This is a genomic window from Martinezella tropici (assembly GCF_008370325.1).
Lineage (GTDB): Bacteria > Pseudomonadota > Alphaproteobacteria > Rhizobiales > Rhizobiaceae > Rhizobium > Rhizobium tropici_B.
This window is the reverse complement of sequence record NZ_VNIP01000008.1, coordinates 327,743-352,521: the sequence shown is the minus strand read 5'-3', so window position 1 is coordinate 352,521 and position 24,779 is coordinate 327,743. Positions and strand designations below refer to the sequence as shown.

At 58.8% G+C, this 24,779-nt stretch carries 26 protein-coding genes and 1 pseudogene; 13 read left to right on the top strand and 14 right to left on the bottom strand.

The genetic code is table 11. The features are described from left to right. Window positions 1-14: 14 nt before the first annotated feature. Together FP026_RS14745 and FP026_RS14740 are read right to left on the bottom strand one after the other, a co-directional pair. Entirely contained in the window at window positions 15-518 is a 504-nt protein-coding gene (locus FP026_RS14745) for a sigma-70 family RNA polymerase sigma factor (RefSeq protein WP_149635365.1), read from the bottom strand. 333 nt (window positions 519-851) lie between these two features. Then, on the bottom strand, window positions 852-1,409 hold the full coding sequence (locus FP026_RS14740) for a NuoB/complex I 20 kDa subunit family protein (RefSeq protein WP_149635364.1): 558 nt from the start codon (window positions 1,407-1,409) through the stop codon (window positions 852-854). 133 nt (window positions 1,410-1,542) lie between these two features. Between FP026_RS14740 and FP026_RS14735 the strand changes: the two genes are divergently transcribed. The 4 genes from FP026_RS14735 to FP026_RS14715 all read left to right on the top strand — a co-directional run bounded on the left by FP026_RS14735 (window position 1,543) and on the right by FP026_RS14715 (window position 6,866). Further along, on the top strand, window positions 1,543-1,770 hold the full coding sequence (locus tag FP026_RS14735) for a hypothetical protein (RefSeq protein WP_246665347.1): 228 nt from the start codon (window positions 1,543-1,545) through the stop codon (window positions 1,768-1,770). Between the two features lie 74 nt (window positions 1,771-1,844). Continuing rightward, on the top strand, window positions 1,845-2,813 hold the full coding sequence (locus tag FP026_RS14730) for a DUF72 domain-containing protein (protein ID WP_149635363.1): 969 nt from the start codon (window positions 1,845-1,847) through the stop codon (window positions 2,811-2,813). A 485-nt stretch (window positions 2,814-3,298) separates the two neighbouring features. Next, on the top strand, window positions 3,299-4,471 hold the full coding sequence (locus tag FP026_RS14720; RefSeq protein ID WP_149635362.1) for an acetate/propionate family kinase: 1,173 nt from the start codon (window positions 3,299-3,301) through the stop codon (window positions 4,469-4,471). Between the two features lie 19 nt (window positions 4,472-4,490). After that, complete coding sequence (locus FP026_RS14715) at window positions 4,491-6,866, top strand: phosphoketolase family protein (protein ID WP_149635361.1); 2,376 nt, start codon at window positions 4,491-4,493, stop codon at window positions 6,864-6,866. Between the two features lie 39 nt (window positions 6,867-6,905). Here the strand turns inward: FP026_RS14715 and FP026_RS14710 are convergent, their stop codons facing one another. Continuing rightward, entirely contained in the window at window positions 6,906-7,094 is a 189-nt protein-coding gene (locus FP026_RS14710) for a DUF3008 family protein (RefSeq protein WP_149635360.1), read from the bottom strand. A 318-nt stretch (window positions 7,095-7,412) separates the two neighbouring features. Further along, the gene (locus FP026_RS14705; protein WP_149635359.1) at window positions 7,413-7,874 is read right to left on the bottom strand and encodes a YbhB/YbcL family Raf kinase inhibitor-like protein; all 462 of its coding nucleotides are present in this window, start codon (window positions 7,872-7,874) and stop codon (window positions 7,413-7,415) included. Between the two features lie 141 nt (window positions 7,875-8,015). Between FP026_RS14705 and FP026_RS14700 the strand changes: the two genes are divergently transcribed. Next, entirely contained in the window at window positions 8,016-8,252 is a 237-nt protein-coding gene (locus tag FP026_RS14700; RefSeq protein WP_149635358.1) for a DUF2934 domain-containing protein, read from the top strand. 104 nt (window positions 8,253-8,356) lie between these two features. Here the strand turns inward: FP026_RS14700 and FP026_RS14695 are convergent, their stop codons facing one another. After that, entirely contained in the window at window positions 8,357-8,695 is a 339-nt protein-coding gene (locus tag FP026_RS14695; protein WP_149635357.1) for a hypothetical protein, read from the bottom strand. Between the two features lie 375 nt (window positions 8,696-9,070). Here FP026_RS14695 and FP026_RS14690 point away from each other — a divergent pair, with 375 nt between their 5' ends. Further along, window positions 9,071-9,514 carry a hypothetical protein gene (locus tag FP026_RS14690; protein ID WP_348642315.1) on the top strand — a complete coding sequence of 148 codons (444 nt, stop codon included), beginning with the start codon at window positions 9,071-9,073 and terminating at the stop codon, window positions 9,512-9,514. A 10-nt stretch (window positions 9,515-9,524) separates the two neighbouring features. On the opposite strand, the gene FP026_RS30235 is transcribed toward FP026_RS14690, so the two are convergent. The 5 genes from FP026_RS30235 to FP026_RS14670 form a co-directional block, all read right to left on the bottom strand. Further along, entirely contained in the window at window positions 9,525-9,662 is a 138-nt protein-coding gene (locus FP026_RS30235; protein WP_188112606.1) for a hypothetical protein, read from the bottom strand. 20 nt (window positions 9,663-9,682) lie between these two features. After that, window positions 9,683-10,234 carry a BON domain-containing protein gene (locus tag FP026_RS14685; RefSeq protein ID WP_149635356.1) on the bottom strand — a complete coding sequence of 184 codons (552 nt, stop codon included), beginning with the start codon at window positions 10,232-10,234 and terminating at the stop codon, window positions 9,683-9,685. A gap of 69 nt (window positions 10,235-10,303) precedes the next feature. After that, window positions 10,304-11,032, bottom strand: a complete 729-nt coding sequence (locus tag FP026_RS14680; RefSeq protein WP_149635355.1) for an MgtC/SapB family protein — start codon at window positions 11,030-11,032, stop codon at window positions 10,304-10,306. Window positions 11,033-11,145: 113 nt separating this feature from the next. Further along, a complete protein-coding gene (locus FP026_RS14675) occupies window positions 11,146-12,204 on the bottom strand; it encodes a sensor histidine kinase (RefSeq protein ID WP_149635354.1) in 1,059 nt (352 codons plus the stop codon). Beyond that, window positions 12,188-12,880, bottom strand: coding sequence for a response regulator (locus FP026_RS14670; protein WP_149635353.1), 693 nt, complete (start codon window positions 12,878-12,880; stop codon window positions 12,188-12,190). The genes FP026_RS14675 and FP026_RS14670 overlap by 17 nt, the downstream gene beginning before the upstream one ends. A 453-nt stretch (window positions 12,881-13,333) precedes the next feature. On the opposite strand from FP026_RS14670, the pseudogene FP026_RS14665 reads away from it, so the two are divergent. Continuing rightward, window positions 13,334-13,414: pseudogene (locus tag FP026_RS14665) on the top strand (transposase); the annotation flags it as partial. Between the two features lie 110 nt (window positions 13,415-13,524). Here FP026_RS14665 and FP026_RS14660 read toward each other — a convergent pair. Both FP026_RS14660 and FP026_RS14655 read right to left on the bottom strand, forming a co-directional pair. Further along, the gene (locus FP026_RS14660) at window positions 13,525-14,304 is read right to left on the bottom strand and encodes a LuxR family transcriptional regulator (protein WP_149635352.1); all 780 of its coding nucleotides are present in this window, start codon (window positions 14,302-14,304) and stop codon (window positions 13,525-13,527) included. 535 nt (window positions 14,305-14,839) lie between these two features. Next, window positions 14,840-15,925: a hypothetical protein gene (locus FP026_RS14655; RefSeq protein ID WP_149635351.1), complete on the bottom strand. Its 1,086-nt coding sequence runs from the start codon at window positions 15,923-15,925 to the stop codon at window positions 14,840-14,842. A gap of 604 nt (window positions 15,926-16,529) precedes the next feature. Between FP026_RS14655 and FP026_RS14650 the strand changes: the two genes are divergently transcribed. From FP026_RS14650 to FP026_RS14635, 4 genes are all read left to right on the top strand, one after another. Next, window positions 16,530-17,105: a PE-PGRS family protein gene (locus FP026_RS14650; protein WP_149635350.1), complete on the top strand. Its 576-nt coding sequence runs from the start codon at window positions 16,530-16,532 to the stop codon at window positions 17,103-17,105. 102 nt (window positions 17,106-17,207) lie between these two features. Continuing rightward, on the top strand, window positions 17,208-18,923 hold the full coding sequence (locus FP026_RS14645; protein WP_149635349.1) for a type I secretion system permease/ATPase: 1,716 nt from the start codon (window positions 17,208-17,210) through the stop codon (window positions 18,921-18,923). A 14-nt stretch (window positions 18,924-18,937) separates the two neighbouring features. Then, window positions 18,938-20,380, top strand: coding sequence for an HlyD family type I secretion periplasmic adaptor subunit (locus tag FP026_RS14640; RefSeq protein ID WP_149635348.1), 1,443 nt, complete (start codon window positions 18,938-18,940; stop codon window positions 20,378-20,380). A 7-nt stretch (window positions 20,381-20,387) separates the two neighbouring features. Continuing rightward, window positions 20,388-20,660 (top strand): transposase, encoded by a 273-nt coding sequence (locus tag FP026_RS14635; RefSeq protein WP_188112581.1) that lies wholly within the window; start codon window positions 20,388-20,390, stop codon window positions 20,658-20,660. A gap of 16 nt (window positions 20,661-20,676) precedes the next feature. Here the strand turns inward: FP026_RS14635 and FP026_RS14630 are convergent, their stop codons facing one another. Together FP026_RS14630 and FP026_RS14625 are read right to left on the bottom strand one after the other, a co-directional pair. Continuing rightward, entirely contained in the window at window positions 20,677-21,681 is a 1,005-nt protein-coding gene (locus FP026_RS14630; protein ID WP_149635346.1) for an aldo/keto reductase, read from the bottom strand. A 227-nt stretch (window positions 21,682-21,908) separates the two neighbouring features. Next, a complete protein-coding gene (locus tag FP026_RS14625; RefSeq protein ID WP_149635345.1) occupies window positions 21,909-22,634 on the bottom strand; it encodes a GntR family transcriptional regulator in 726 nt (241 codons plus the stop codon). A 185-nt stretch (window positions 22,635-22,819) separates the two neighbouring features. On the opposite strand from FP026_RS14625, the gene FP026_RS14620 reads away from it, so the two are divergent. Continuing rightward, a complete protein-coding gene (locus tag FP026_RS14620) occupies window positions 22,820-23,806 on the top strand; it encodes an ABC transporter substrate-binding protein (protein WP_149635344.1) in 987 nt (328 codons plus the stop codon). Window positions 23,807-23,997: 191 nt separating this feature from the next. After that, entirely contained in the window at window positions 23,998-24,777 is a 780-nt protein-coding gene (locus tag FP026_RS14615) for an ABC transporter ATP-binding protein (protein ID WP_149635343.1), read from the top strand. Window positions 24,778-24,779: the final 2 nt, after the last annotated feature.

Sequence of the window (24,779 nt, the reverse complement as noted above, 5' to 3'; positions counted from 1 at the left end):
GAGCGCGAACGCCGTTAGCGCCTATCCTCATCAAGGCGGGCGGCCAATTGCTGCCGTGCCCGATTGATCCTGCTTTTCACCGTGCCGATCGCGCAGCCGAATTTTTCCGCCGCGGCATCATAGGATCGACCTTCTATGACAACATATTCAAGTACCGCCCGATAAGGCTCAGGCAGGTGATTGCAAGCCTCCTCCAGCTCCTTTGCCCGGATGGTCCATTCTTGTGACGGTGGGGCGATGCCATCGCCGGAAACACATTTCCTGCTACCCGGAGCCTCCCGCTTCGCAATACGGAACTTCGTGCAAAACGTATTGCGCATGATGGTGAACAGCCATGATTTCAGTCGGGTGCCGCGATCGAACTGATTGAGATTGGCCAATGCCTTCGCCAGCGTCTCCTGAACCAGATCATCGGCATCACTGGTATTTCTGTGAAAGGTCCGCGCAAACGCGCGAAGGGCTGGAATGAGTTCGACTATTTCGGTTTGCAGACCGGTTGGTCGAGACAGGTCGGTCACAACTTTCCTCCTTGGCAGGTTCCGATGAGAACGCCTCCTCGCCCGCATTGCATGCAGCACCCGATCTCGTTCAACGCCTGCCATGCGCGACGAAAATCGGCATCCATGCGGGTGCCGGCCCAATCGCCATTGGTCTTGATTTGAATAGTCTTTGCTTTTCGCTGTACGTCGCGATGCGTCTTCGGGATGCTTTGAATTGACTCTCGGGCTTTAGGCCGTTTGCATCTTGCTGGGAAACGGTTGTATTCCGAGCTTGTTCCATCCGATTTCAAAAAATCGCTGGATGTCGCTAGGGAAGAGATCGGAAAAGAAGCGAGCCGATGCGGAATTCGATCACCGTTCGATTGTCCCGTTGCGGCGAATCTTGCGTTGAAGAAGCAAGATGCCATAGAGCAAGGCTTCCGCGGTCGGTGGACAGCCCGGCACGTAGATATCGACGGGAACAACCCGATCGCACCCGCGCACGACCGAGTAGGAATAGTGATAATAGCCGCCGCCATTGGCGCAGGAGCCCATCGAGATAACGTAGCGCGGCTCGGGCATCTGATCGTAGACCTTGCGCAGCGCCGGAGCCATCTTGTTGCAAAGCGTGCCTGCGACAATCATTAAGTCCGACTGTCTCGGACTGGCCCTTGGCGCCGCACCGATGCGTTCGACGTCATAGCGCGGCATCGACATCTGCATCATTTCGATCGCGCAGCAGGCGAGCCCGAACGTCATCCACATCAGCGATCCCGTGCGCGCCCAGGTGACGAACTCGTCCGTGCTGGTGACAAGAAAGCCCTTGTCGGCAAGCTCGTTATTGATCGTCCCCAGGAATGGATCGCCGCCTGGAGCCTCGCCGGGATATTGAAAATCGCTGATCACAGGACGGTCTTTGAAGGAAGACATGATCCGTTCTCCATAGATACCCCTAACTTCCTTGGGGCCGGCTTGTTCCGGGCGCAGAAATCCAAAAACTTGGAAACAATTGCGCTGCTGTTGAGTTTGAAGGCGACAATGCAGCAATCGAGGAGCAGAGCCCATGAAAAGCCCAGACTCCATGAGAAACGGTGCTCAGGAACTTGCGAAGGAATATCTGCGGCTCGGCGGACGCAGGCTTCTGGTCATGGATGACAATATCCTGTCGACCAACAGCTGGGAAGCGGATCCCCCGGAGGCCGAGACCTTCTGGAAACGGGAGATCGAGATACTCGAGCCAAGGCAGCGCAGCGAGGTCATGTCGTTCCTCCCTTCCATCAACGTCACCTAATGGAAGGTTCACCGGCTTTGCGACAGCCGACGCTGAAGACGAAAACACGTCGACCCAGGCATGGCTATGAATAGATGACAAAGACAGGTGCGATCCGTATCGGTATTTCAGGCTGGACCTACGCTCCCTGGCGTGGCGTTTTCTATCCGCAGGGCACGACGCAGAAGCGCGAATTGGCCTATGCCTCCCGGCAGTTTCCTTCCATCGAAATCAATGGAACATTCTACGGGCTCCAACGTCCCGAGGCCTTTGCGAAATGGCGGGACGAGACGCCGGATGGCTTCGTCTTTGCCGTCAAGGGCTCTCGCTACATAACCCATATGCGCAAGCTGCGCGATGTCGAGACGCCGCTCGCCAATTTCATGGCCTCGGGTTTGCTGCGCCTCGGACCGAAGCTTGGCCCTATTCTCTGGCAGTTTCCGCCGCGACTGCGGTTCGACCCGGACCTCTTTTCCGCCTTCATGGCAGTGCTGCCGAAGGACACCCATGCCGCGGCCAGACTTGCCAGGCGACGCGATGCATGGATGGACGGCCGCGACTGGCTGGAGACGGACGAAAACAGGCCGCTGCGCCATGCATTCGAAATCCGCAACGAGAGCTTTGCGCATGCCGATTTCATCGGGCTGCTGAGGGAAAACAAGATGGGACTCGTTTGTGCCGATACGGTCGAATGGCCGTTGCTGATGGATCTCACGGCCGACTTTGTCTATTGCCGCCTCCACGGCTCGAAAGAGCTCTACGTCAGCGGCTACGATGACAAAGCCTTGGATATATGGGCAAAACGGATCAATGCCTGGGCGCACGGGCGCGAGCCCGCCGATGCCAACCGCGTATTGAAGCCACTGAAGCCGTCTGCTAGGGGTCGCGACGTCTATGTCTATTTCGACAACGACGTGAAAGTCAGGGCACCGATCGATGCCCGACGGCTGGGCGAGCGGCTCGGGCTTGCCTCACCCGTCGAAGCCATGTCGCCCCTTACACGGAAGCGGCCGCGCAAGCCCGAGGTTACAGAAGGGCCCCGCCAGCATTGGCCGGGCCGATGACGTTCTCTTCACCACAGGAGAAAGGCGCCGGCTCGGTTCGGATCACTCCAGTCGGCCCCATGCCGGGTCCCACTGCACACCCTCGGACAGTTCCACATAAATGGGCCTGAGCGTTTCGCCGCTCATCTTGTTGCGCGCCGCCATAAAAGCGTCATTGGGTTCCAGTTCTTCACCGGGGAAAACGACATCGTCTTCGCCGGGCAGTGTTTCCTTGGGTAGGAAGCCCCTGATCTAATCGCCGGAATGATAGAATTTGACGATAATGGAGCCGGCGGCACCTCATTCTTGCGATATCGCCGGTAGGTTTCCATCTTGCACCTCCTCACATCGGTGGGCAATTGTCGAATTGACCATGATCCGAACTATCCGGCCTCGGCTTGGTTCCCGAAGCCTTTGCCCGATCAGATCTGCGACCGTATGCCCGGTTGCTTCCGGGCGCGAATGCCCTAACTAGCGGTAGTCGACACCCTTCATCCGAGGCTGACATGACCGACGATGTCTTGCTGACATTCAATGCCGGATCCTCGACCTTGAAAATCGGGATCTTCGAGCTTGCGGGCCTGCAGGCGCGCAATGTCGGCCGGGGAAAGATCGACTTCGATCAAAGCTCATTGATGCTTCGCTATTCCATCGGAGACGGTAAATATGAGAAGCCGGTCAAGGGCGATAACGATGCAAACTTCGTCTCCGTCGTCGCCGAAACCCTGGAGCATATGCTCGCTCACCTTCCGGGCGGGTTGCGCGCGGTATCCCATCGCGTCGTCCATGGCGGCATGATGTTTCGGGAGGCAACGCTGCTCGACGATGCCGCGATCGACCGGATCGAGAAACTCATCCCCCTTGCCCCCCTGCATCAACCGCAGGCGCTCGGTGTCATCCGGTCGATCGAAAAGCTTCGACCGGAGGTTCGACAAGTCGCTTCGTTCGACACGGCCTTCCATTCGTCGCAGGCCGACCTTGTCCGGCGGCTGGCAATCCCCCGCGCGATGCATGATAATGGCGTGCGCCGGTATGGCTTTCACGGCCTTTCCTACAAATACATTGCTTCACAGCTTCGGCAGATCGATCCGGCACGCGCCGGGGGCAAGGTCATCGCATGCCATCTCGGCAGCGGTGCCAGCCTCTGCGCCATGGAGGACGGTATCAGCCGCGATACCAGCATGGGGTTTTCGGCACTGGACGGGATCCCGATGGCGACACGTCCCGGCTGGCTCGACCCGGGCGCCCTGCTCTATCTGATGAGGAGCGGGATGCGGCAGCCGGAACGGATCGAGGACTTTCTCTACCATGAATGCGGCCTGCTCGGCGTTTCCGGCATCAGCGGCGACACGCGCGTTCTGCTCGAAGACAACGGTCCGGAAGCCGCTGAAGCCATAGATCTGTTCTGCTTGCGCATATCGGGCGAAGTCGGCCGGATGTGCGCGACGATCGGCGGCCTCGATGCTCTCGTCTTCACCGCGGGCATCGGCGAAAACCAGCCGCAGATCAGGGCCGGCGTCGCACGGAGGTTGCAATGGTTGGGTATTGAGATCGAAGACGACGCGAACCGGCGCAACTCGACCTCGATCAGTACGGCCTCCAGCCAAGTGAAGCTATTCGTGATCCCGACCGATGAGGAACAGGTGATCGCCGATGAGGCCGTCGCCCTTATCGCGTGACGAAAACGAGGAGACGGAAATGAATGCAGTCACCACGCCGCTCTCGCCCAAAGAACTTTCTCTGATCGACCGCTACTGGCGGGCCGCCAACTATCTCTCCGTCGGCCAGATCTACCTGATGGACAATCCGCTGCTGCGCGAGCCGCTGAGGCCCGAGCACATCAAGCCGCGACTGCTCGGCCACTGGGGCACGACGCCTGGGCTGAACTTCATCTACGCCCACCTGAACCGCGTCATCAAGGCGCGTGATCTCGATGTCATCTACATATGCGGACCGGGTCACGGCGGCCCCGGCATGGTCGCCAATACCTATCTTGAGGGCACCTACAGCGAGATATATCCGGATATCTCCGAGACTGCGGATGGAATGCAAAAGCTGTTCAAGCAGTTCTCCTTCCCCGGCGGCATTCCAAGCCATGCGGCACCGGAGACGCCGGGCTCCATCCATGAAGGCGGCGAGCTCGGCTATGCGCTCGTCCATGCCTACGGCGCGGCTTTCGACAATCCCGACCTTGTCGTTGCCTGTGTCGTCGGCGATGGCGAAGCCGAAACCGGGCCGCTGGCGGCAAGCTGGCATTCCAACAAATTCCTCAATCCGGCGCACGATGGTGCAGTGCTGCCCATCCTCCATCTCAACGGCTACAAGATCGCCAATCCGACGATCCTCGGCCGGGCAAGCGATAAGGACCTGCGCGACCTGTTTTCAGGTTATGGTTACCAGCCGTTTTTCGTCGAGGGGCACGAGCCCGCTGCAATGCATCAGGCGATGGCCGCTACATTCGATCAGGCGTTCGACCGCATCCGCGGCATACAGAGAAACGCGCGCGAAAAGGCATCGCCCGAAGGAATGCCGCGTTGGCCGATGATCGTGCTGCGCAGCCCGAAAGGCTGGACAGGCCCCAAGGAAGTCGACGGCAAGAAGGTCGAAGGCTTCTGGCGGGCGCACCAGGTGCCCGTCGCCAATTGCCGCGGCGACGAGGGCCATCGCAAAATCCTCGAAGACTGGATGCGCGGCTATGATCCCGACGATCTCTTCGACCGCGAAGGGCGGCTGAAGGCCGAGCTGCAGGCGCTGGCGCCGGAAGGCGAAAGGCGCATGGGCGCCAACCCTCACGCCAATGGCGGGCTGCTTCGCAAGGAGCTTCTGGTTCCCCCCATAGAGGACTACGCCATCAAGATCGGCGAGCGCGGCAGCAAGCAGGTGCAATCGACGGAGGTCCTCGGCCACTACTTGCGCGACATACTGAAACTCAACGACGCCTCGCAAAACTTCCGCGTCTTCGGCCCGGACGAGACGGAATCGAACCGCCTCGGCAGCGTCTTCGAAGCCACCGATCGTGTCTGGATGGAGGCCATCGAAGACTATGACGTCCACCTCGCCCCGGATGGCCGGGTGATGGAGGTTCTGAGCGAGCATCTCTGCCAGGGCTGGCTGGAGGGATACCTGCTGACCGGCCGGCATGGGCTCTTCTCATGCTACGAGGCCTTCATCCATATCGTCGATTCCATGTTCAACCAGCATGCCAAATGGCTGAAGGTCTCGCGCGAGCTGCCGTGGCGCAAGCCGATCTCATCGCTGAACTACCTGCTGACGTCGCATGTCTGGCGGCAGGATCACAACGGCTTTTCCCATCAGGATCCCGGCTTCGTCGATCTCGTCGCCAACAAGAAGGCCGACGTGGTGCGCATCTATCTGCCACCGGATGCCAATACGCTGCTCTGGGTTGGCGATCATTGCCTGCATACATACGACCGGATCAATGTCATCGTCGCCGGCAAGCAGCCTGAATCGCAATGGCTGAGCATGGACGAGGCGAGCACCCACTGTAAGGCCGGCGCCGGCGTCTGGGATTGGGCGAGCTATGAGGATAATACAATCGCTCCCGACCTCGTCATGGCCTGTGCCGGCGATGTGCCAACCATGGAGACGCTTGCCGCTGTCATGCTATTGCATGAGGCGATCCCGGACTTGAAGATCCGCACCGTCAACGTGGTCGATCTTCTTGCCCTGCAGGATCCCGAACAGCATCCACATGGCCTCGAGCATCAGGCATTCGACGAGATCTTCACCACCGACAAGCCGGTGATCTTCGCCTATCACGGCTACCCCTATCTGATCCATCGGCTGACCTACAGACGGACCAATCACGACAATATCCATGTGCGCGGGTTCATCGAGGAAGGCACGACGACCACGCCCTTCGACATGACAGTGCTGAATGAGCTGGATCGCTATCATCTTGCGCTTGAAGCGATCAACCGCGTGCCGGGTCTGGCCGAAAAAGTTCCGGATGTCGTGGATGGCCTGAAGGCAAAGCTCATCAAGCACCACGACTATGTCCGGCGTCATGGCGAGGATATGCCGGAAGTTCGCGACTGGCGGTGGAAGCGGTAAGGCTGGAACGGCCCAGCGTTTCAGGGAACCACCGGACCATCAGGATTTGGCCGCGTGCTCCGGTTTTCCCTTTCGCTTGGTCGATGCCATGTCGCGAAGTTCCTTTTCGCTCATGGAGTCGACCATGCTCTTCGATGCGCCTTTCAACTCGCTCTTCTTCCTCTCGCCGCGTTTGGCGGCGAGCGCCGCACCGGCTGCCATTTGTTGCGATTTCGACTTTGCGGGCATGATGAGCCCTCCTTCGACTTGTTTCCGATCTCGTTTTCCTATCCGGCGAAGCGCACCAGCAGGATGACCAGCACCACCGCGGCGAGGCCGCCGATGAATATGACGCGCTGCCACCGCCGTTTCAGGATGATCTCGCCTTGGCGAACATCCTCGGCGCGAAGGTGCGCGGTTCGTCCTTATCCAAATCGTCTTGGTCTTTTCCGTTCATAGCAACCATCCGGCGGGCGCCTGATTTCGGCGGCCATTCGTCTCGTGCCCATTCATCTCGTGCTGGGCACGGCCGGCGCTGAAACGCCGGCCGCGGAAGACTGACAGCGCCTATGATTGATAGGTGCCGACGAGACTCGCCTCTGCCAGCGTGTGTTTCTTCACCTTCTGCCACATTGCCTCTGCCCCGACGGCATCCGGAAGCGTAACCCTCGGCACATCAAGGGCGGCGAGCCGAAAAATATAGCGATGAGGGGGATCGCCGCGCGGCGGCCGCGGACCGTCATAGCGGGCATTGCCGAAATCGTTCCTGTAAAAGCGGAGCGCCTGCTCCTGCATCGTATCGACGCTTTCGGCCAGCCCAGTCCATTCGGCCGGAATGTTGGCAATGCCGCAATGGCAAAACGTGCCGCTCGGCGCGTCCGGATCCTCGACGATCAGAGCAAAGCTCTGGGTTTTATCGGGAGCGCCGCCCCAAGAGAGCGGAGGAAATAGATTCTCGCCTTCTAGCGCGTATTTGCTCGGCATCGGCTCGTCTTCAGCAAAGGCCTTGCTGATCAACGTCAAAGCCATCAGGATGCTCCTTTCTGTCGTGGATTCATGCGTTTGTGAAGTTCTGGACATAAGGTGCAACCCATCAGCGCTATGTTTGTTCCCCGCGCGGAACATTCATGCTCAAGCGCGGTTCTGTGCATCCAAAACGGAGGAGAAAGAATGACGGATGAACGGTTCGAATGGATCAGCAAGCGAGCCTACGCCATTTGGGAGGCCGCGGGACGCCCCTGGGGATGCAACCACCTCCACTGGGAACAGGCGGCCGCGGAACGCGAGCACATGGAGCGAACGCGAGCATCCACCGATGGCGAAGAAGTGCTGATAAGGCTTCGGCGGAAAGTTGCGACGCTCGAAGCCGAGAATGATGCCTCTCCGAAGGACCGTAACGTCGGATAGTTTCTATACGCAGGAAATTTCCCGCAGAGGCAATTTCCTGGCTTGTATTGGTTGGCGAACGGCTGGCGCAGAGCGCAATCACCGTCGCTTCGCAAGCTTTTCACCTAATTCTGCGTTCCGTCGCGGCCCGGCTGGGCCGGCGTGCTCTTGGTGCCCTGCTGATTGTTTTCCGGCCGGTCGGTTGGCGCAGGCTGGGCCGCTTGTCCGGCAGGCGTAGTATTGTCGATCGTGCCACCCTGCGGCTGTCCACCGGAGGAGCTTATGGTCGGCGCCGTATTCTCCGATTTATTCGGCTCGATGTAACGGCCCCATAGTTCAACGCCGGCCCACACGATTGCGGCCAGAACCAACGCCGTGACCAACACGGTGAAAAGACGCACGCCGCGCACGCCCTGACGAGCCTCGGTTGCGGATATCGGCCTCTTTGGTTCCTCAGATGCCATTGTAAGCCTTCGTTCGTTGCAACTGCCATAGCGGCCTAACCTCAGCGCTGCCAGATGGTTCCATCGCGCGGCGCCGCATCCGCTCGGCATCGGCCGGAACAATGCGCATAGCCGGACGTTAGCCTTATGAGGCTGCAGATCGTGCCAAGCGGACGCGATGGTGCTGAAGAATATGGAGATTTTTCCGCTTTCTCTCCATAGCCAACGAAACGGCAGGCGAGCTTCCCACCCATCCGATCCGCAGCCTTCCCGGCATCTGGGAGGTCGAAGAGTGATGGACCTCTCAAGCCGGCTGGTTTTCGATCGCAGTGGACGACGACCCCAATCGGAAACGTTTTTCGCCACGAGAACTTCATATCGTCATCGAGGTGAACAATGGCAAAGAATATCACCAACGCAATGTCGTCGACGGCTACCTCATCGACTTCGACACCATTGTTTCAACGCAGGTTCGATTGGCCGCGCCATTTGAATAGCTGGACCCTGCCCAGATGCCGCCGCGTCCTGCTGACGACGGCGATAGCGGTTGCCGTTTCCTCGACCTTCGCACTCGCACAACAAGGGCCGAACGACGACCGATGCAAGGCTACGGACACCAATCGACAGACCGAAAACAAGCAGACCGGCGACGCGCAGGCAACTCCAACGCCGGACAGCAATCCAAGTCAGAAGCTGGCGGACTGCGACGGCGTTCTCAAGCCGCCGGCCGTCGGCGATAGCCAAATGGAAAAGCCCGCGCCAAAGGTCGGCAATACTCTCGTCATCAAGCCGAGCGATCCGCGAAATGGCCAGCAGAACAGTCAACAGCCCAGCAAATGAGGATGCATCCCTACGGCTTCGGCTCCGGTTGTTCGATCGGCCCACTGGTCACGGTCGAATCCCGGCTGTCGCCGGCGGTAAATGGCTTGATGACGAGAATGGCCAGTACCGATGCGATCATCAGGCCAAAGACTACGATCAATAACATGCGCATCTCGGCGTTTCCATCTATCGCGCCTTGCGAACGGCAAGGTTGCTGTCGTGTCCGACGATGCCGCCCGCCTGACGGGAGATCGCTTCCGCGCGCTGCTTGGCTTCGTGATTTTCGACGGATCCTTCGATGATGACTCGTCCGCGGCTTACGGTGACGAAAATGCCTGCGGTATCGAGCAGCCCATCCGCTTTCAGCCTGCTTTCGATTTCCGCGCGAATTTCGGCATCGGCCCTTTCATGTTGCCGTGCTGAAGATGCGCCCTCCTCAACCTTCAGCGCCAAATCATCGAGTTGCTGCGATTGGGGGCCGGATTGCACCTCGGAAATCCTGAAGAAAACTTCATCGACCTCCTGTTTGCGGCGCCGATCGCATTCGGCCGAATCCTCGCAGCGTGCATCGTCCGTGCCCGGTTGCGGCGGGATATCCTGTGCCGCCCATGTTCCGGCTGCGCCGCTCTCCATAACGTCTCCGGAGCCGCCGGCCGCCTGATCGAGCGCTTGCAGGGTGCGAATATCGGCGCGATCCGGAGGATCCCTTGCCTTTTTCGTATTCTTGATCTCGGTCATTGTTTTCTCCCATGTTCGATAGGGAAAAACCTTTATCGCCCGGGAATGTTCCGATCTTGATGCCGATGGTCACGTGCCTGTCGTCAGCATCTCGAAGGATACGATCCTGTGATGCTCCCGGAGAGACGCAAGCAGTTGCGCACCGCCGGCATCCAATCCAGCCTGCCTCCATCGCACCTCGTAGGAAATATGCGCGGTGGCCTCCGTCGGCCCCATCGTCTCGGCGAGAAAGGCGAAGGCATATCCGCGCGGCTCGAGCGCCGTTTGCATGTCGGTGACCGCAACGCCGGCATCACGCGGAAGCTCGATCACGAACCGCGCCTTTTGCCGGCGCGGTATCAGCTTGTCGAACCATTTGAGGGGCGATAGCACGATAAAGGCAATGACGGCGCCGGCGGAACCGACGACCAGTTGTCCGCCACCGATACACAGGCCGATCGCGGTCATGATCCACGGGGTCGCCGCCGTCGTCACGCCGGTCACCAGATCCCCGCGCTTGAGGATGGCGCCGCCGCCGATGAAACCGACCCCGGTCAGTACGCCGAGGGGAAAGCGCAGCACGTCCATCGCGGCGAATGACTGCGGTGTCTTACCCAATGTCGACAGCAGGAGATTGGCCTGGATCATCGTCAGGCAGGCTGCCAATCCCACCAGGATCGTCGTGCGGAATCCTGCCGCGTGGCCGCCAGCCTCGCGGTTTATGCCAACCAAGGCACCGGCTGCCGTCACCAATGCGAGCCGAACGACGATATCGAGCCAGCTCGGATCGAGGGGCATATTATCCATCAGATTCGGCACGGTATTCTCCGGAAAAAGACCTTGGCGCAATTCTCTCATGTGAGAACCGTGCTGCGGGCTTTTCGTTCCGCGGCGTCACCCTTCCGAACCCGACGGCTTTCGATCGTGGACCTCTAACAATGCGGGATCGTGAGAACGACCGTCGTGCCTCCGCCCTTGCGGCTGTCGATCGTGGCGTGGCCGCCATGTGCCTCGGCTATGGCCCTGACGACGGCAAGACCAAGGCCGGATCCCCCGCCCCTTCTTGTCCTGGCGTCGTCAGCTCTCCAGAAGCGCTCGAATGCCCGCTCGCTCTCAGTGGTCGTCATGCCCGGTCCATTGTCCGAGATCATGATGACACACAGGCCCTCGATCCCCTGCGAGGTCAGGCGCAATTGCGACCTGGGAGCGTAGCGCGTGACATTGTCGAGGAGTGCGAGCACGGCCTGGCGGATGCGCGCCCGATCTGCCTCCACCACGATGCTCTGCAAATCGGCGTCGATTTCGATACCCGCGCTGGCGAGCGTCGGTAAAACGGAATCGACGATATCGCCGATCTCCTCCCCGACATCGAAACGCGACTGCTGCAGCTCCATGCGTCCGGCATTCATCAGCGAAAGTGTCCTGAGATCGTCGACGATACGGGTCAAGGCATCGATATGTCCGATCAGTCCGCGAAACACCTCCTGGCTCGGTTCAAATATCCCGTCTGCCAGCCCTTGCACGCGGCCGCGCAGGATCGTCAAAGGCGTGCGCAGTTCATGCGCGATGGCCGAATTCGAATATTGCAGCTCCTTCTCCGCCTTCTGCAACTGCTCCGCCATGCGATTGAAGTCGCTGATCAGCCGATCTGCCTCGCCGAAATTGCCTTCGCCCGTCGCACGGCCGGCAAAGTCTCCGTCCGCGATGAGGCGCGCCGCCTCCGTCACCGCCGTCAGGGGCTTTACGAGGCGCCTGGCAAGCCGCCATCCGACATAGGCGCCGATCGCCTGACCGATCGCCACATTGATACCCAGGACAATGAAATCGCTCACTGCCCAGTCGTCGGGATATCCGGAATTCTTGAACAGCCAGTCGTAGACCCAGCCATAGATCAAGAATCCGAAGAACATGACCGACAGGGCGACGAAGGCCACGATCGTCGTCGACCAGATGATCTGCCGATTGAGGCTGTTGCTAACCGAAATCGCCAAGGCGGTATCCCACTCCCCTGACGCCGTTGAGGAGATCGCCGACGCCGGCGGCATCCAGCTTCTTGCGCAGTTTGCTCATATGGCTGTCGACGGTTCGGTCGAGCGCATCGCCCTCGGGCAGGCAGGCATCGACGATCTCGCCCCGCTCGAAAGCCCTATTGGGAAAGCCCGCCATATATTCGAGGATGCGGAACTCGGTCCGCGTCAGGCTCAGCGGAACGCGGCTCTTGCCGTCCTCGACCACCGCCATATGCGCCACCGGATCGATCGCCAGCCTGCCGATCCGCAAGACCTTGTTGCTCGCATTGCCCGAACTGCGTCTCAGAACGGCGCGCGCCCGCGCCACCACCTCGACGGGATTGAACGGCTTGACCACATAATCGTCGGCGCCGGAGCGCAGCCCATGCAGCTTGTCGAGATCGTCGGCAAGCGCGGTCACCATGATGACCGGCGTGTCGCCGCGCTGGCGGATGGTGGCCAGCACCGTGTGGCCGTCGAGCTTCGGCAGCTTGACATCGAGGACGACCAGGTCCGGTCTCAGCCGCTGGTGATGCGAGAGCACGATCTCGCCATCGGCCGCCGTCAGCACGCGAAAACCCTCGCGCTCGAAATAGCGCTCGAGAATGTCCGAGATTTCCGCCTCGTCCTCGACGATCAGTATCAGTGCATTTTCCATCCGCACCTCCTTCCCGAAGAAGAAACGCCAGACAAGGCCTCCGCGTCAACGCTCCCGCGCCCGCCTTCACGAAACCTCCACAAAATGTCGACCAAAGGCCAACAGTGCAGATGTTTTCTTGCACGCAGAATTCAAAAAGGCATTCAGGATCTTAGTTTAAGCTTCAACGGACCACGGCGGATCCATGTGGAACTCGAATCCGAATATCGAAAATCTCAGAAAAATCCGCGACTGGTTGGTCACTCTGCGCCAAGAGATTGCCTCATCGACGGTGGCCGAAAACGACTTCTCCAAAATAGACAACATTATAGACAATAGACAACATTATAGACGCTCAAAGACAGATCGATGCCATCGACCGTGCTCTGAACGACGAAATCAGGACTATCGATCCCGATCTTTGGAAAAAATTAGGATCGCTTTAGCTCGTGGGGGTGTCATCGGCCATTTCATGGCATCCGTTCGGCGAGGCGGCTCTGGGAGCAAGCCCATCTCAACCTCACCTATCGCTGGTTCTGCCGCCTTGGACCGGATTGCAAGGGTCTCGGATCACTCCAGCCTAACGTTATTCAAGATGTCACCGAGATACCACGCTAGCGCCGCAGCATATAAGATCTCAAAGTCTTGCACGTCGAGACCTTCACCTAACTCGGTGAGACGTCAGGGCCGCCGGCGGCTCTTTGAACCAAGCGGGCAACCACTTCAGTACGGTTCTGCGCCTGCAACTTACGCATTATGTGTTGCAGATGCATCTTCACAGTATGCCCGGACAAATTGAGTTTTCCTGCAATGACCTTATTTGAGCAGCCGCATTGCAACTCCGCGAGGACATCCGCCTCCCGGGGAGTGAAATCGGCAATCGCCAGATACTGTGTCCTATCGTCCAAACTCTTTTCGGCCTCGTTTCTGGCCGGAATATGCTCGTTTGAACCGTTTGTAACAGCTCCCAATAGCTGCGGACAGAATGTTCCTCCCGCCAGAACGAGGCGGAGACCGGCAAGGGCAATGTCAATGGGAAGTGACGTCGAAAAAAAGCCGCGGATGCCCATCTTGAGCGCCTGATGAGCTATGTTGACGTCATCCGTACCTAAGAGCAACGTGATAGGAGCCTCAGGAAAACGTATAGCAATTGCGGCGAGATCATCGCGCAGGCTTGCGCTCTCAACGCCTCTGCCGGCCAGATCTAGTGCAATCAAACGCACCTCAGCTCCAAGGGCCCTATCGAGACTCTCGGTCGAGATCATATCGATAAAATTCCACCCGGCGAGTTCATGCTCAAGAAGCTTCACCACGGTCGTCCGCGCCAGTGTAGAATGTTGAATAACGACAATAGTTGGTACATTGCGCCGCACCTGGCGCTTAATTTTTGCACTGTTGGACACCTGCGCGCTCCCCGGAATATTTGCAGACCAACAGTAACGCATATTATTCCTGCTCTCGCTTCATGTCATGACAGAAAAAAGAGGTATTCTCGATATCAATAGTCTTATCTCTCACGATAATTCTCATAGTCTACGAGACCTCAACGAGAGACAACCAACGCCTGTAGAACACGTTGAAATAGCTATTTATGAGGACATGCGGAGTCGACCTGTCGCTGTAGGCATCACATACTTTCGCGGAATTCGCGTGCTATAAGCAAGTCAACAAAGCTTTCAAACACACTGAAAAGACAATCGATCTACTACAGACGCATACAGGAAGGGTCGTTGGATATAACAAGCTGCCGATCAACCTGGGTTTGATTCCCTATCTCAACCCAAAGCAGCGGTGATCGACGACAATGCGGATAAGAGCATGGTCGAATGTTCGCTACCTTAGTGAAGCGCGTTCCGCGCCATATCGGTCCAAGAGGCGAAAGCCTGAGCAGACGAAGCGATCCAGTATGTGGCTGAAAAATGGCGGGAAGAACGGTTTCGCGCAATCGAGTCTGCGCAATGCTAGCGGGAATTCTATCCGCTAGGTGTGCATGAAGCTCAGAATGTCGTCCACGAGAGCCGAGTGGGCGTCCGTGAGGTTGCCGCCTCCGCCGTGGCCCCCGATGCCGGCCAGCTGAAGCGCATGCTGATCATAGAGAACATGATCGATCTGTTGGGCGTCCGCCGTCCCACCGGCGGGAACGGCAATGTTAATGGGATGGAAATAGGCGAGATTGACGTCCACCATGCTGCCGGTTGACGATCCGATCCCGCCGCCGCCACCCTCATGACTGCCGGTAAAGATCGTCCCTGACGACATGTTGAAGCCACCGCCGTCGCCGCCTATGCCTGCAATCTGCATGGTGCCCTGATCAAAAATTGCGTTGTTTGTCTGATGAGCCTCCGCCGAGCCGCCTGCCGCGCCCACGGCGATGTTGATCGGTGAAAAAATGGCCACGCTGACGTCGACCATGCTGCCGACGAAAAATCCGTTGCCGCCGTGGCCCGCATAATTGTCGCCAGTAAATGTAAGTGCCGTTCCCGGGCTCATCGACGCATCATGGCTTACGATGTTATGGTCCCCGCCCGAGCCGCCGATGCCGCCAATCTGGGTTGCGCCCTGCAGAAACAAGGCATTGTTCGATTGGTCAGCGTGAGCCACCGAGCCCGGGCCTGCGGCAACGGCGGCATTCACGGGGGCAAACAGTGCGACTTCTGAACTTACGAGGCCGCCGTAGAAGAGACCATTACCCCCGGTGCCCGCATGATTGGCGTCACCGCCGCCGATGGCAACATTGCCGCTTCCGCCATTCCCGCCTATCCCAGCCATTTCGGTCGGATGCTGATTGATGAGCGCATCGTTGCCCTGGAAGGCGTCGGCACTCGAATGAGGTCCTGCAATAGCGGCATTGGAGGGCATGAAAACGGCCAAAGCGTTGCTATCGATCACACCCTCGCTGATCCCGTCACCACCGCTGCCGGCTGAATTGTAGCTCGGACCAGAAGCAACATCCAATGGAAGCCAGGTCGGCACCAGCGCCAGATGCCCCGCGGCCAAACTGGGGGCGAGGTTTTGATCGGTGCCTGTTTTGGGCAAGTCTTCCGATATGGGACGAACTTCCGTCATTACCGTCTCCATTCCGCGATCAACCGCACGTCCACCAAGCAAGCAGCATATGCAGCCTGAATTGTTCAGGGCATTGTGCATCTGAAGGTGAGAAAAACAGAGCCTGCAATTCGTCTACATCCCATCGGCTAGTTCCGTAGCCATTTGGCTGTCATGGATGCGGCACCCGCTATGCGCGTTTAAAAGCACTAAATCCACCTTTGGATGATAGGTTCGACGTCGCGCAAACCATCTTTCGCGGCGGAAAACACTCGTTTTTCAGTCATCGAACAGGATCTTCTCGCCAAGCGCAGTCTGATCGGAACTCCCAGAATTTAGCCGTTTTGCCGGATGGCCTTTGCTTCGAAGAAGAGCGTCGCTTCGACCAGGTCGCAGACATCATCATGATCATGCCACCCAACGCCAACTCACGAACCAACTAAGCCAGAATAACGCTCCGCCACCTCCAACCATACGCCCGAAGGAACGTCGCCGAATAGCTAGATAGCTCGCAGATCAAATCGCGGATAATATTTACCTGCGGTTGTATTGGCTGGCGATGAGATGCTGGATACCCACGCCGTAGAACAAACTCGGACGAAACGAAGTAGAAGGAGGGACATCAATGCCTATTCCACAAATGTCTGACACGATTCAACTCAACGATCCAAATGCGGGCGATGCCAGTGCCGGTAATGGCGGCGGTGGCTACAGCCATGGGAATATCGACTACAACCCGGTTGCGTATGTCGCCAATGTCCAAACGGTCGATGGAGCATCGACCGATCTGCACAACGGCGATCATGTTTGGCAGACGGCGGATTGGACCGCCGGCGGTGGCGGAAGTGGTGGCTTCACTCAAGCTCAGAACGGCTTCCTGGCGGCGGTTACGAACACTGGCGCCGGCGGCGCGGGGGGAGATTCCCACTCCGACGGCAGTCAAGGAAGCTCGAGTGGCGGCGACGTGGCGGCGGTGAGCGCGGCGACGACCGGGACACAATATACGCAGCTTCTGGCTGATCAGCATGCCACCATCCTCGCGGGCGTCGGCGGCAATGGCGGTAACGGAAACATCGCTCGAGGCGGTGATATCTCGTCAGCATTGGTTCACACGGATCCTGAAACGACGACGGTGAACAATGCTCTCGATCATTTCGTAAACGACTTCGGCCATATCGATCTCAGCCATCTTGGCTCATGAAACCCAGATCCTGAGGGTCGCCGGCTCCGGCCGGCGACCTCATAGGTTGCAAAGCCAGCCGGCAGCCTTTTCTTGTCAGTATCAAGTGCAGCGAGATCTGATATGGTAACGCTTTCCATGAAGCTATCGCGCCCACAGACACAGCTCGTTGTTGCGCTCCGGGCTTGCGCCGGAGCCTTCGGGTTGGTTTTCCTCTACAGCTGCGGCTACAATCTCTTTCTTCTGGCGCCTTCCATCTATCTCCTGCAGATCTATGACAGGGTCCTGTCGAGCCGAAGCGCCGACACGCTCCTGATGCTGACGATGATCATCGCTGTTGCCGTGCTGGTCGGATCCACGCTGGATATCGTGCGCAGGGCGGCTCTTTCGCGCATCGGCAGCTGGCTGGATCACAGGTTGCGGCCGATGGTGCTCACCGCATCATTCGAATATGCCGCTCGCGCCGATGCAGGATCCGCCACGGAGTGCTACAGGGACCTCGCCGTACTGCGCCAGTTCCTCGATTCACCGGCCAGCTCGCTTTTTTTCGACGTTCCCTGGGCGCCGGTCTTCCTGCTGCTGCTCTTTCTTGTTCATCCGCTGCTTGGGACCATCGGTCTCTTAAGCGCAGTTGCACTTCTGCTGTTTGCGTTCCTGACGGAACTGGCGACGCAAGGGCCGCTTGCCCGCGCCAATCTTGCCCTTTCGAGGAGCTATATGCGATTTGCGAGCGCCCTCAAGAACATCGAGGTGATCCGGGCCATGGGCATGCAGTATGGCGCGGCGCTGGCCGTCTATCGCGATGCGGAAACGGCAAGAAGGGCGCAGGACATCGCAATGCATCGCACGGAGATCATTCTCGGTTTCTCCAAAGCAATCCGCACGCTCGCGCAGATCCTCATGATGGGATCCGCTACATGGTTGGTGCTCGCGAGCAGTAGCAGTCCCGGAATCATCTTCGTCGCGAGCTTGCTGCTCGGGCGCGGGCTTGCACCAATCGAAGGCGCAATCGGGGCATGGCGCTCCTTTACGTTTGCGCGGAATGCCTTCAATCGCTTGAACAGGATGCTGATCGCCGTTGCAGCGGAACGCGATCCCCGAACGGTGCCGCAACCCGAACCCAATGGCCTCGTTCTCGATAACGTCGGCTATACACAGCCATTCGCCAACAGGCAGATATTGACCGGTATCACATTGCGCCTTGCGCCGGGCGATTGCGTAGCGCTCATCGGCCCATCGGGGTCGGGAAAATCGACACTAGGTCGCGTCATAGCCGGTGTGGTGCAGGCAACGAGCGGATGTGCTCTTCTTGGTGGGGTCGATATCTCGGCTCTGCGCCTTTGCGGAGGGACCCACCATGTCGGATACCTGCCGCAGGACATCGAACTCTTCGGCGGAGCAATCAAGGATGTGATAGGCCGGCTTGACGGAGGAGATCCCGTCAAAGCGATCGATGCCGCGAAGCTGGTTGGATTGCACGAAGCGATCATGCGGCTGCCTCAGGGCTACGAGACCGATATCGGCGAAGGCGGCAACCTGCTCCTTCGAGCTCAGCGCCAGCAGTTGGGACTGGCACGGGCGGCCTATGGAAACCCATCCCTTATCGTTCTCGACGATCCGAACTCGAGCCTGGACTATGACGGCGAACGCATGCTGTTCAGGGCAATTGAACGCATGAAATCCAGGGGGATGACCGTCGTTATCATAACGCACCGGATGGGGATCCTGCCGGTCACCAACAAGATTGCCATCATGCGCGGCGGGACGGTGGCTGCCTTCGGCGACAGTGAGCAGATTTACGACACCTATCTTCAACCACCATCTCGAACGGGAACGTAGGGAGGGACGCTGCCATGACCCTTGTTCACCTGGACGCGATGCTGGCGAGGTTTTCAAATTCGTCAAGGACAGGCCAGCGGTTCGCTCAACGATCGACGGCGACGTCCAAGCAACAGGCCTATTCGCCGGTGATCGACGCGAAACAGCGCGGCCCCGCCCCTCCTTCGCCCATGCCGAGGCTCAGAGGCGTTGTTTGGACGGGTAACCTGTTGATCGGCTTCTTTATAGTCGGATTGGGAATCTGGTCGGTTCTGGCACCACTGAAGAGTGCTGCGATTGCACCGGGCGTTATCGAACCGGAGTCCAGCCGGAAGACCATTCAGCATCTGGAAGGCGGAATCGTGCGACGGATACTCGTCAAAAACGGCGATGCGGTCACGGCCGGGCAAATCATTATAGCACTCGACGATACGAAGTTTCGCTCGGAGCGCGACAGCATTCAAGGGCAGCTTTGGGACGCCGAAGCAAGCCGCGCCCGTCTGCTTGTGGAGCAGACGGGCGGTGACCATGTCGCCTATCCGCAGGACCTCGGGGCGGCAATGGACCGAGATCCTTCGGTCGGTGCGATTTTGACCGGGCAACAGAAAATCTTCGAAGCGCGGCGCCAGGTCATGCAGGCGGAAGTCGGGATCACCAATGAAAAAATCGCGCAGGTGCGGCAGGAAATCGTCGGACTTGGCGCGCAGAAGGCAGCGCTGGCCGACAGAGCCGCAATCTCGCAGGAAGAATTGGATCAGGTTACGCTCCTCAACGCCAAAGGACTGGAAAGAAAGAGCAGACTTCTCAACCTCCAGCGGGAAAAAGCGGATCTGGATGGCCAGCAAGGTCAAGTAGATGCGCAGATCTCGCGCGCCTATCAGGTGATCAGCGAGTCACAGGCCGATCTCGCAAAGCTCCAGAGCGACCGGTTGAGCGAAGTCGCACAAGGCATGCGCGATACGGAAGGCCAGATCATGCAACTGCGCGAGCGCTTGCGGATGATCGACGACCAACTTTCAAGGACCGATATCCGTGCTCCCGACGATGGAACAATCATGAACCTGCGCATCCACACAGCCGGTGGGGTGATCGGCGCGGGCGAACCGCTCGTGGATCTTCTCCCACGCGCCGATCGCCTTGTCGTATCTGCCCATATCAGACCGGAAGACATCAATCTCGTCCATGCGGGGCTCGAGGCACGGGTTCACCTCCTTCCATACAATCAGCGGCGTGTTCCACTCCTGAAAGGTCGGGTCGAGTATGTATCGGCGGACCGTCTCACCGATACGCAGAGCGGCCAGCCCTACTTTGCCGCGATAATCCGTGTAACGGACGAGCGGTTGGCGAAAATGAGCGATGTCGAACTGATCGCGGGCATGCCCGCACAGACGCTGATCGAAACGGGCAAAAGCAGCGTGGCGTTCTATGCCATCAGACCGCTCCTCGACAGCTTCAACAGAGCATTTCGTGAGGACTGAAGCGGTGATGGGCAAAAGAAGATTCGACGACGACCAGATTACGGGCATTCTGATGGAACACCAGGCCGGGGTGAAGGTGGCAGATGTTTGCCACAAGCACGGCATCAGCGAGCCAACCTTCTATCGGTGGCAATCCCTGCAGTTCGGAAATGCCGGTTTCGATGCCAAAAGAGTGAGAGCACTGGAGGAAGAGAACCAGAAGCTCAAGAAGCTTCTGGCCGAAGCCATGCTCTCAGCGGCAACGCTGAGCGAGATGCTGGCGAAGACGTCGAAAGGGTGAAAGCAACCGGATCCGGTTAGCTTGAGTGAAATTCGGACAGCGCTTGATCGATTTTCGCCATCACATCTGCTTGCAATGGGCCTTTCGCCAGGACGCCGGCATTTTCCTCAACTTGGGCAACCGTGCGAAAGCCGGGAATTGGCAGCGTGCGCGGTGAGCGCGCCCATAGCCATCCAAGCGCACCCTGCGTGAGCGTGCGGCCGTCTTCAGTCAGTAGTTTTCGGACCGCCTCCAGGCGCGCAGCAAATTCAGGAGCGATCTTACCATCCTTGAAGTAGACCATCCAATCGAGACTTGCACCACGCACGTCCTTCTCACCGATGCTTTTATCCGGGGTGAACTTGCCGCTGAGCAGGCCCATGGCGAGCGGACCGCGATTGATGGAAATCAGGTCATTACGCTCGACAATCTCGATCATCGCCGGAACCGGCTCGAAGACGTTCATCGTATGCTGGATCGACACGAAACCTGGCCGATGCACATGACGTGCGGCGCGATCCGGATAGTCCGTGCTCCAGCCGAAAGCATCGATCTTACCCTCGGCCCTCAACATTTCGAGTGTCGCAAAAACCTCATCCGAGGCTTCGAGCGAAAAATCGTTGAGATGGAATTGCAGCAGGTCCAAACGCTCGCGGCGCAGACGGCGCAAAGACGTCTCGACGGATTGACGGATAAAAGCGGGATCGGCGAAGGCGCCTGTCGCTTGTTTGGTCTTCTCGTCTGTAGCAAAGCCGAATTTGGTGGCGATGATGATGTCGTCTCGATCGCCGATCGCCCTGCCGACGACCTCTTCGGAATGCCCAGCGCCGTAGTTCGAGGCGGTGTCGAAAAAGCGAATGCCAAGATCCACCGCCCGCTCGATAGCGCGAACCGATTCATTATCATCGACTTCGCCCCAGCCAAGTGGCACGTCGCCGGCATAAAACGGACCGCCAATCGCCCAGCATCCCATGCCCAGGCGTGGAATTTCTCGGCCGTTCCAGAGAGCCATTGTGGTCGCGCTACCGGCTTTGGTCAGCATGTCATCCTCCGCGATCGTCTGACGTTGCAGACAGAAATAGGGAGAGATGGCCGCGTGATAAACAGCCAAATCTGCAGGGTATTTTTCATCGATGAAAAACAGCCGTGGCAGCGTCTACGGAAACCAGCGCCATATCGGCCTGCCGTCACGACATGAGAGGCTTCAGCTGGAATAGTCAGGAAGCTATGGCGCCGCCTGTGTGCCACCCATCCCCGGCAATGGCGCTGCTAGGATTCGTTTTCCGAGCGGATATAGACCTGCAGCGTGTAGCCGATATGCTCGGTCATTAGTGCCTTGGCACGTTCGAGATCGCGGTCGAGGGCAGCTTCCATCAGCGCCGTGTGATGTTCGATCGCCATGGCGTCCTTGAGCGCCGCCACCGCCTTCTCATAGCCGGCGGAAAGGCCGGCGGTCGCGCGCTGTGTCGGCGCCAGACCGAGGAAACGGTGGTGGCGCCGCAGTTGATCCGTGATGGTGGACTGGAAGCGCTTGAGCCAATTTGATGTCGCAGCGCTTACCAGCGCAGCATGGAAAGCGGAATGCTTCTCATCCCACTCGTCGGCCATCTCCTCGGAAGCGGAATCCGGCACGATCTTGCAGCGCGACAGGCGGTAGTGCGCCGTGACAACGGCAGATTCCCAATCCGGGCCGCCTTTTTCGATCGCTTCCATGAACAACGGCAGTTCGATGACCATTCGCGCGCGCATCAGATCTTCCAGTTCCGCCCTGGAAACAGGAGCGACCGCGAAACCACGATTGCTGACGGCCGTCACCAGCTTCTCGGCTTCCAGCCGCGACAGCGCCTCGCGAAGCGGAGTCCAGCCGACACCGTAGGCCTCCCGCAAGGCGCTGAGCCGCAAGGATGCTCCGGGCCTGAGCTTGGTATTGAGGATATCGCGTCGCAACAGCCAATAGGCCGCCTCGGTCTTGCTCAACGCATCCATGTCCTGCATGCGGCCTGCCTTTCCTCCGCGAAGTCCGAATTATATATAAAATTCCCCAATGCAGGAATATATATATCAAAGGCGTGGATAGTGCACATCATATATCTGAATTTGACAGGCTTGCAGCAGTCGCTATGATCCCTTGCCAAGAGAGCCGAAGGAACACGGCTCCTCGTCACATCCGGGAGGAAAATATGCTGAGATCTACATCTAAATGGCTCTCCGGCCTCGTCGTTGCCGGCGCGTTCGTTGCCAGTGTTGCGACGGCATCGGCCGAACCGATCAAGATCGCAATCGCCAATTTCGGCGAACATCCGCAGCTCAATGCTTCGATCGCCGGCTTCAAGAAGGCGCTCGCCGACAACGGCTTCGTCGAAGGCAAGGATGTCGTCTACTCCGAGAGCAATACGAGCTTCGACGCCTCGCTCGTTCCGCAGATGATCGCCAAGCTACAGTCCGAACATCCGAAGCTGATATACACGGTCACCACGCCCGTGTCGCAGATCGCCAAGAAGGCGCTCGCCGGCTCCGGCATTCCGATCGTCTTTACGGCCGTCACCGATCCAGTCGCCGCGAAGCTCGTGCCGTCCTGGGACGCAGGCGACGCTGGCATCACCGGCTCGAGCGATCTGCAGGACATCTCCGCGATCCTGACCTTTACCAAGAAGCTGCTTCCGAATGCCAAGCGTCTTGGCATTCCCTACAATCCGGGCGAAGCCAACGACGTGGCGCTGCTCGACAAGGTCAAGGCCGCCGCTCCGGCAGCCGGCTTCGAAGTGGTTCCCGTCGGCGTCGACAATGTTAACGACATCCAGCAGCGCATCGCCTCGCTCGCGGGCAAGGCGGATGTCATCTACACGCCCGCTTCCAACCTGTTGCAGCCGGCAATCCCCGCCGTTGCCGCCGCCGCCCGCCAGGCACAGATCCCGATCGTCAACTCCGACGACGCGGCTGTTCGCAACGGCGTCGTTCCGGCAAGCTTTGCCGTCAACTACGAGCAGGTTGGCGAAAACGCCGGCAAGATCGCCGCGCAGATCTTGAAGGGTGCCGATCCGAAGACGATCAAGCCCTCCGTTCCCGCCTATAAGGACCACGCGCCGCTGATCAACAAGACCGTGTTGAAAGCCTTCGGCGCCGAGGTTCCGGCTTCGCTTGCCGATTGCAATTGCTTCACGAAGTAATAGGCGGCATCTTCTACTGCATAATTCCTTAAATCGACATCGATTTAAGGAAAAAATTATGCAGCAGATTAAAAGTGCTACAGCGACCTTTGCGCGTCACATGTGACGCGCGGCGCTGTAGGGTCAATCCGATCCATGGCGGCGTCAAGGACGCCGCCATTTCATAACCCTATACTGCAGGGGAGGCACGGATGCTTGATATCAAATCCGCGCGCAAGGTTTTCTACAGAGGCCAGCCCGACGAAAAAGTCGCGCTCAACGGCCTGACGCTCTCCCTCAAGACTGGCGAATTCGGCGTCGTCATCGGCTCGAATGGCGCCGGCAAGAGCAGCATGCTGAACGCGATTTCGGGCGCCCTCAGCCTCGATTCCGGGCAGATCCTCATCAATGGCAATGACGTCACGGGCATGCCGGTCCACAAGCGCGCCGCGCGCCTGGCCCGCGTGTTCCAGGATCCGATGAAGGGAACCGCCGCCAGCATGACTGTCGGCGAAAACATGCTCCTGGCGGAACTGCGCGGCAAAGCCAGAGGATTTCGCCCCGGCCTGAATCCCGCCCGTCTTGCCGCCTACAAGGAGCGTCTCGCTGTTCTCGGCCTCGGCCTGGAGAACCGCCTGGATACGAAGGTCGAGCTGCTTTCGGGCGGCCAGCGTCAATCGCTGTCCCTCATCATGGCGGTTGGCGGTTCGCCCGATGTGCTGCTGCTCGATGAACATACCGCAGCGCTCGACCCGCGCACGGCCGATATCGTCATGCAGGCGACGGTGCGCACCGTCGAGGCGCTGAAGCTGACGACATTGATGGTGACGCACAACATGCAGCACGCCGTCGATTTCGGCGACAGCATCATCATGCTCGATGCCGGCCGCGTGCATCTCGAAATTGCCGGGGAAGGCAAACGGCGCATCACCGTGCCCGAACTGATCGGCCACTTCGCCGTCAAGACCGACCGAATGCTGCTGGTGAGCTGACA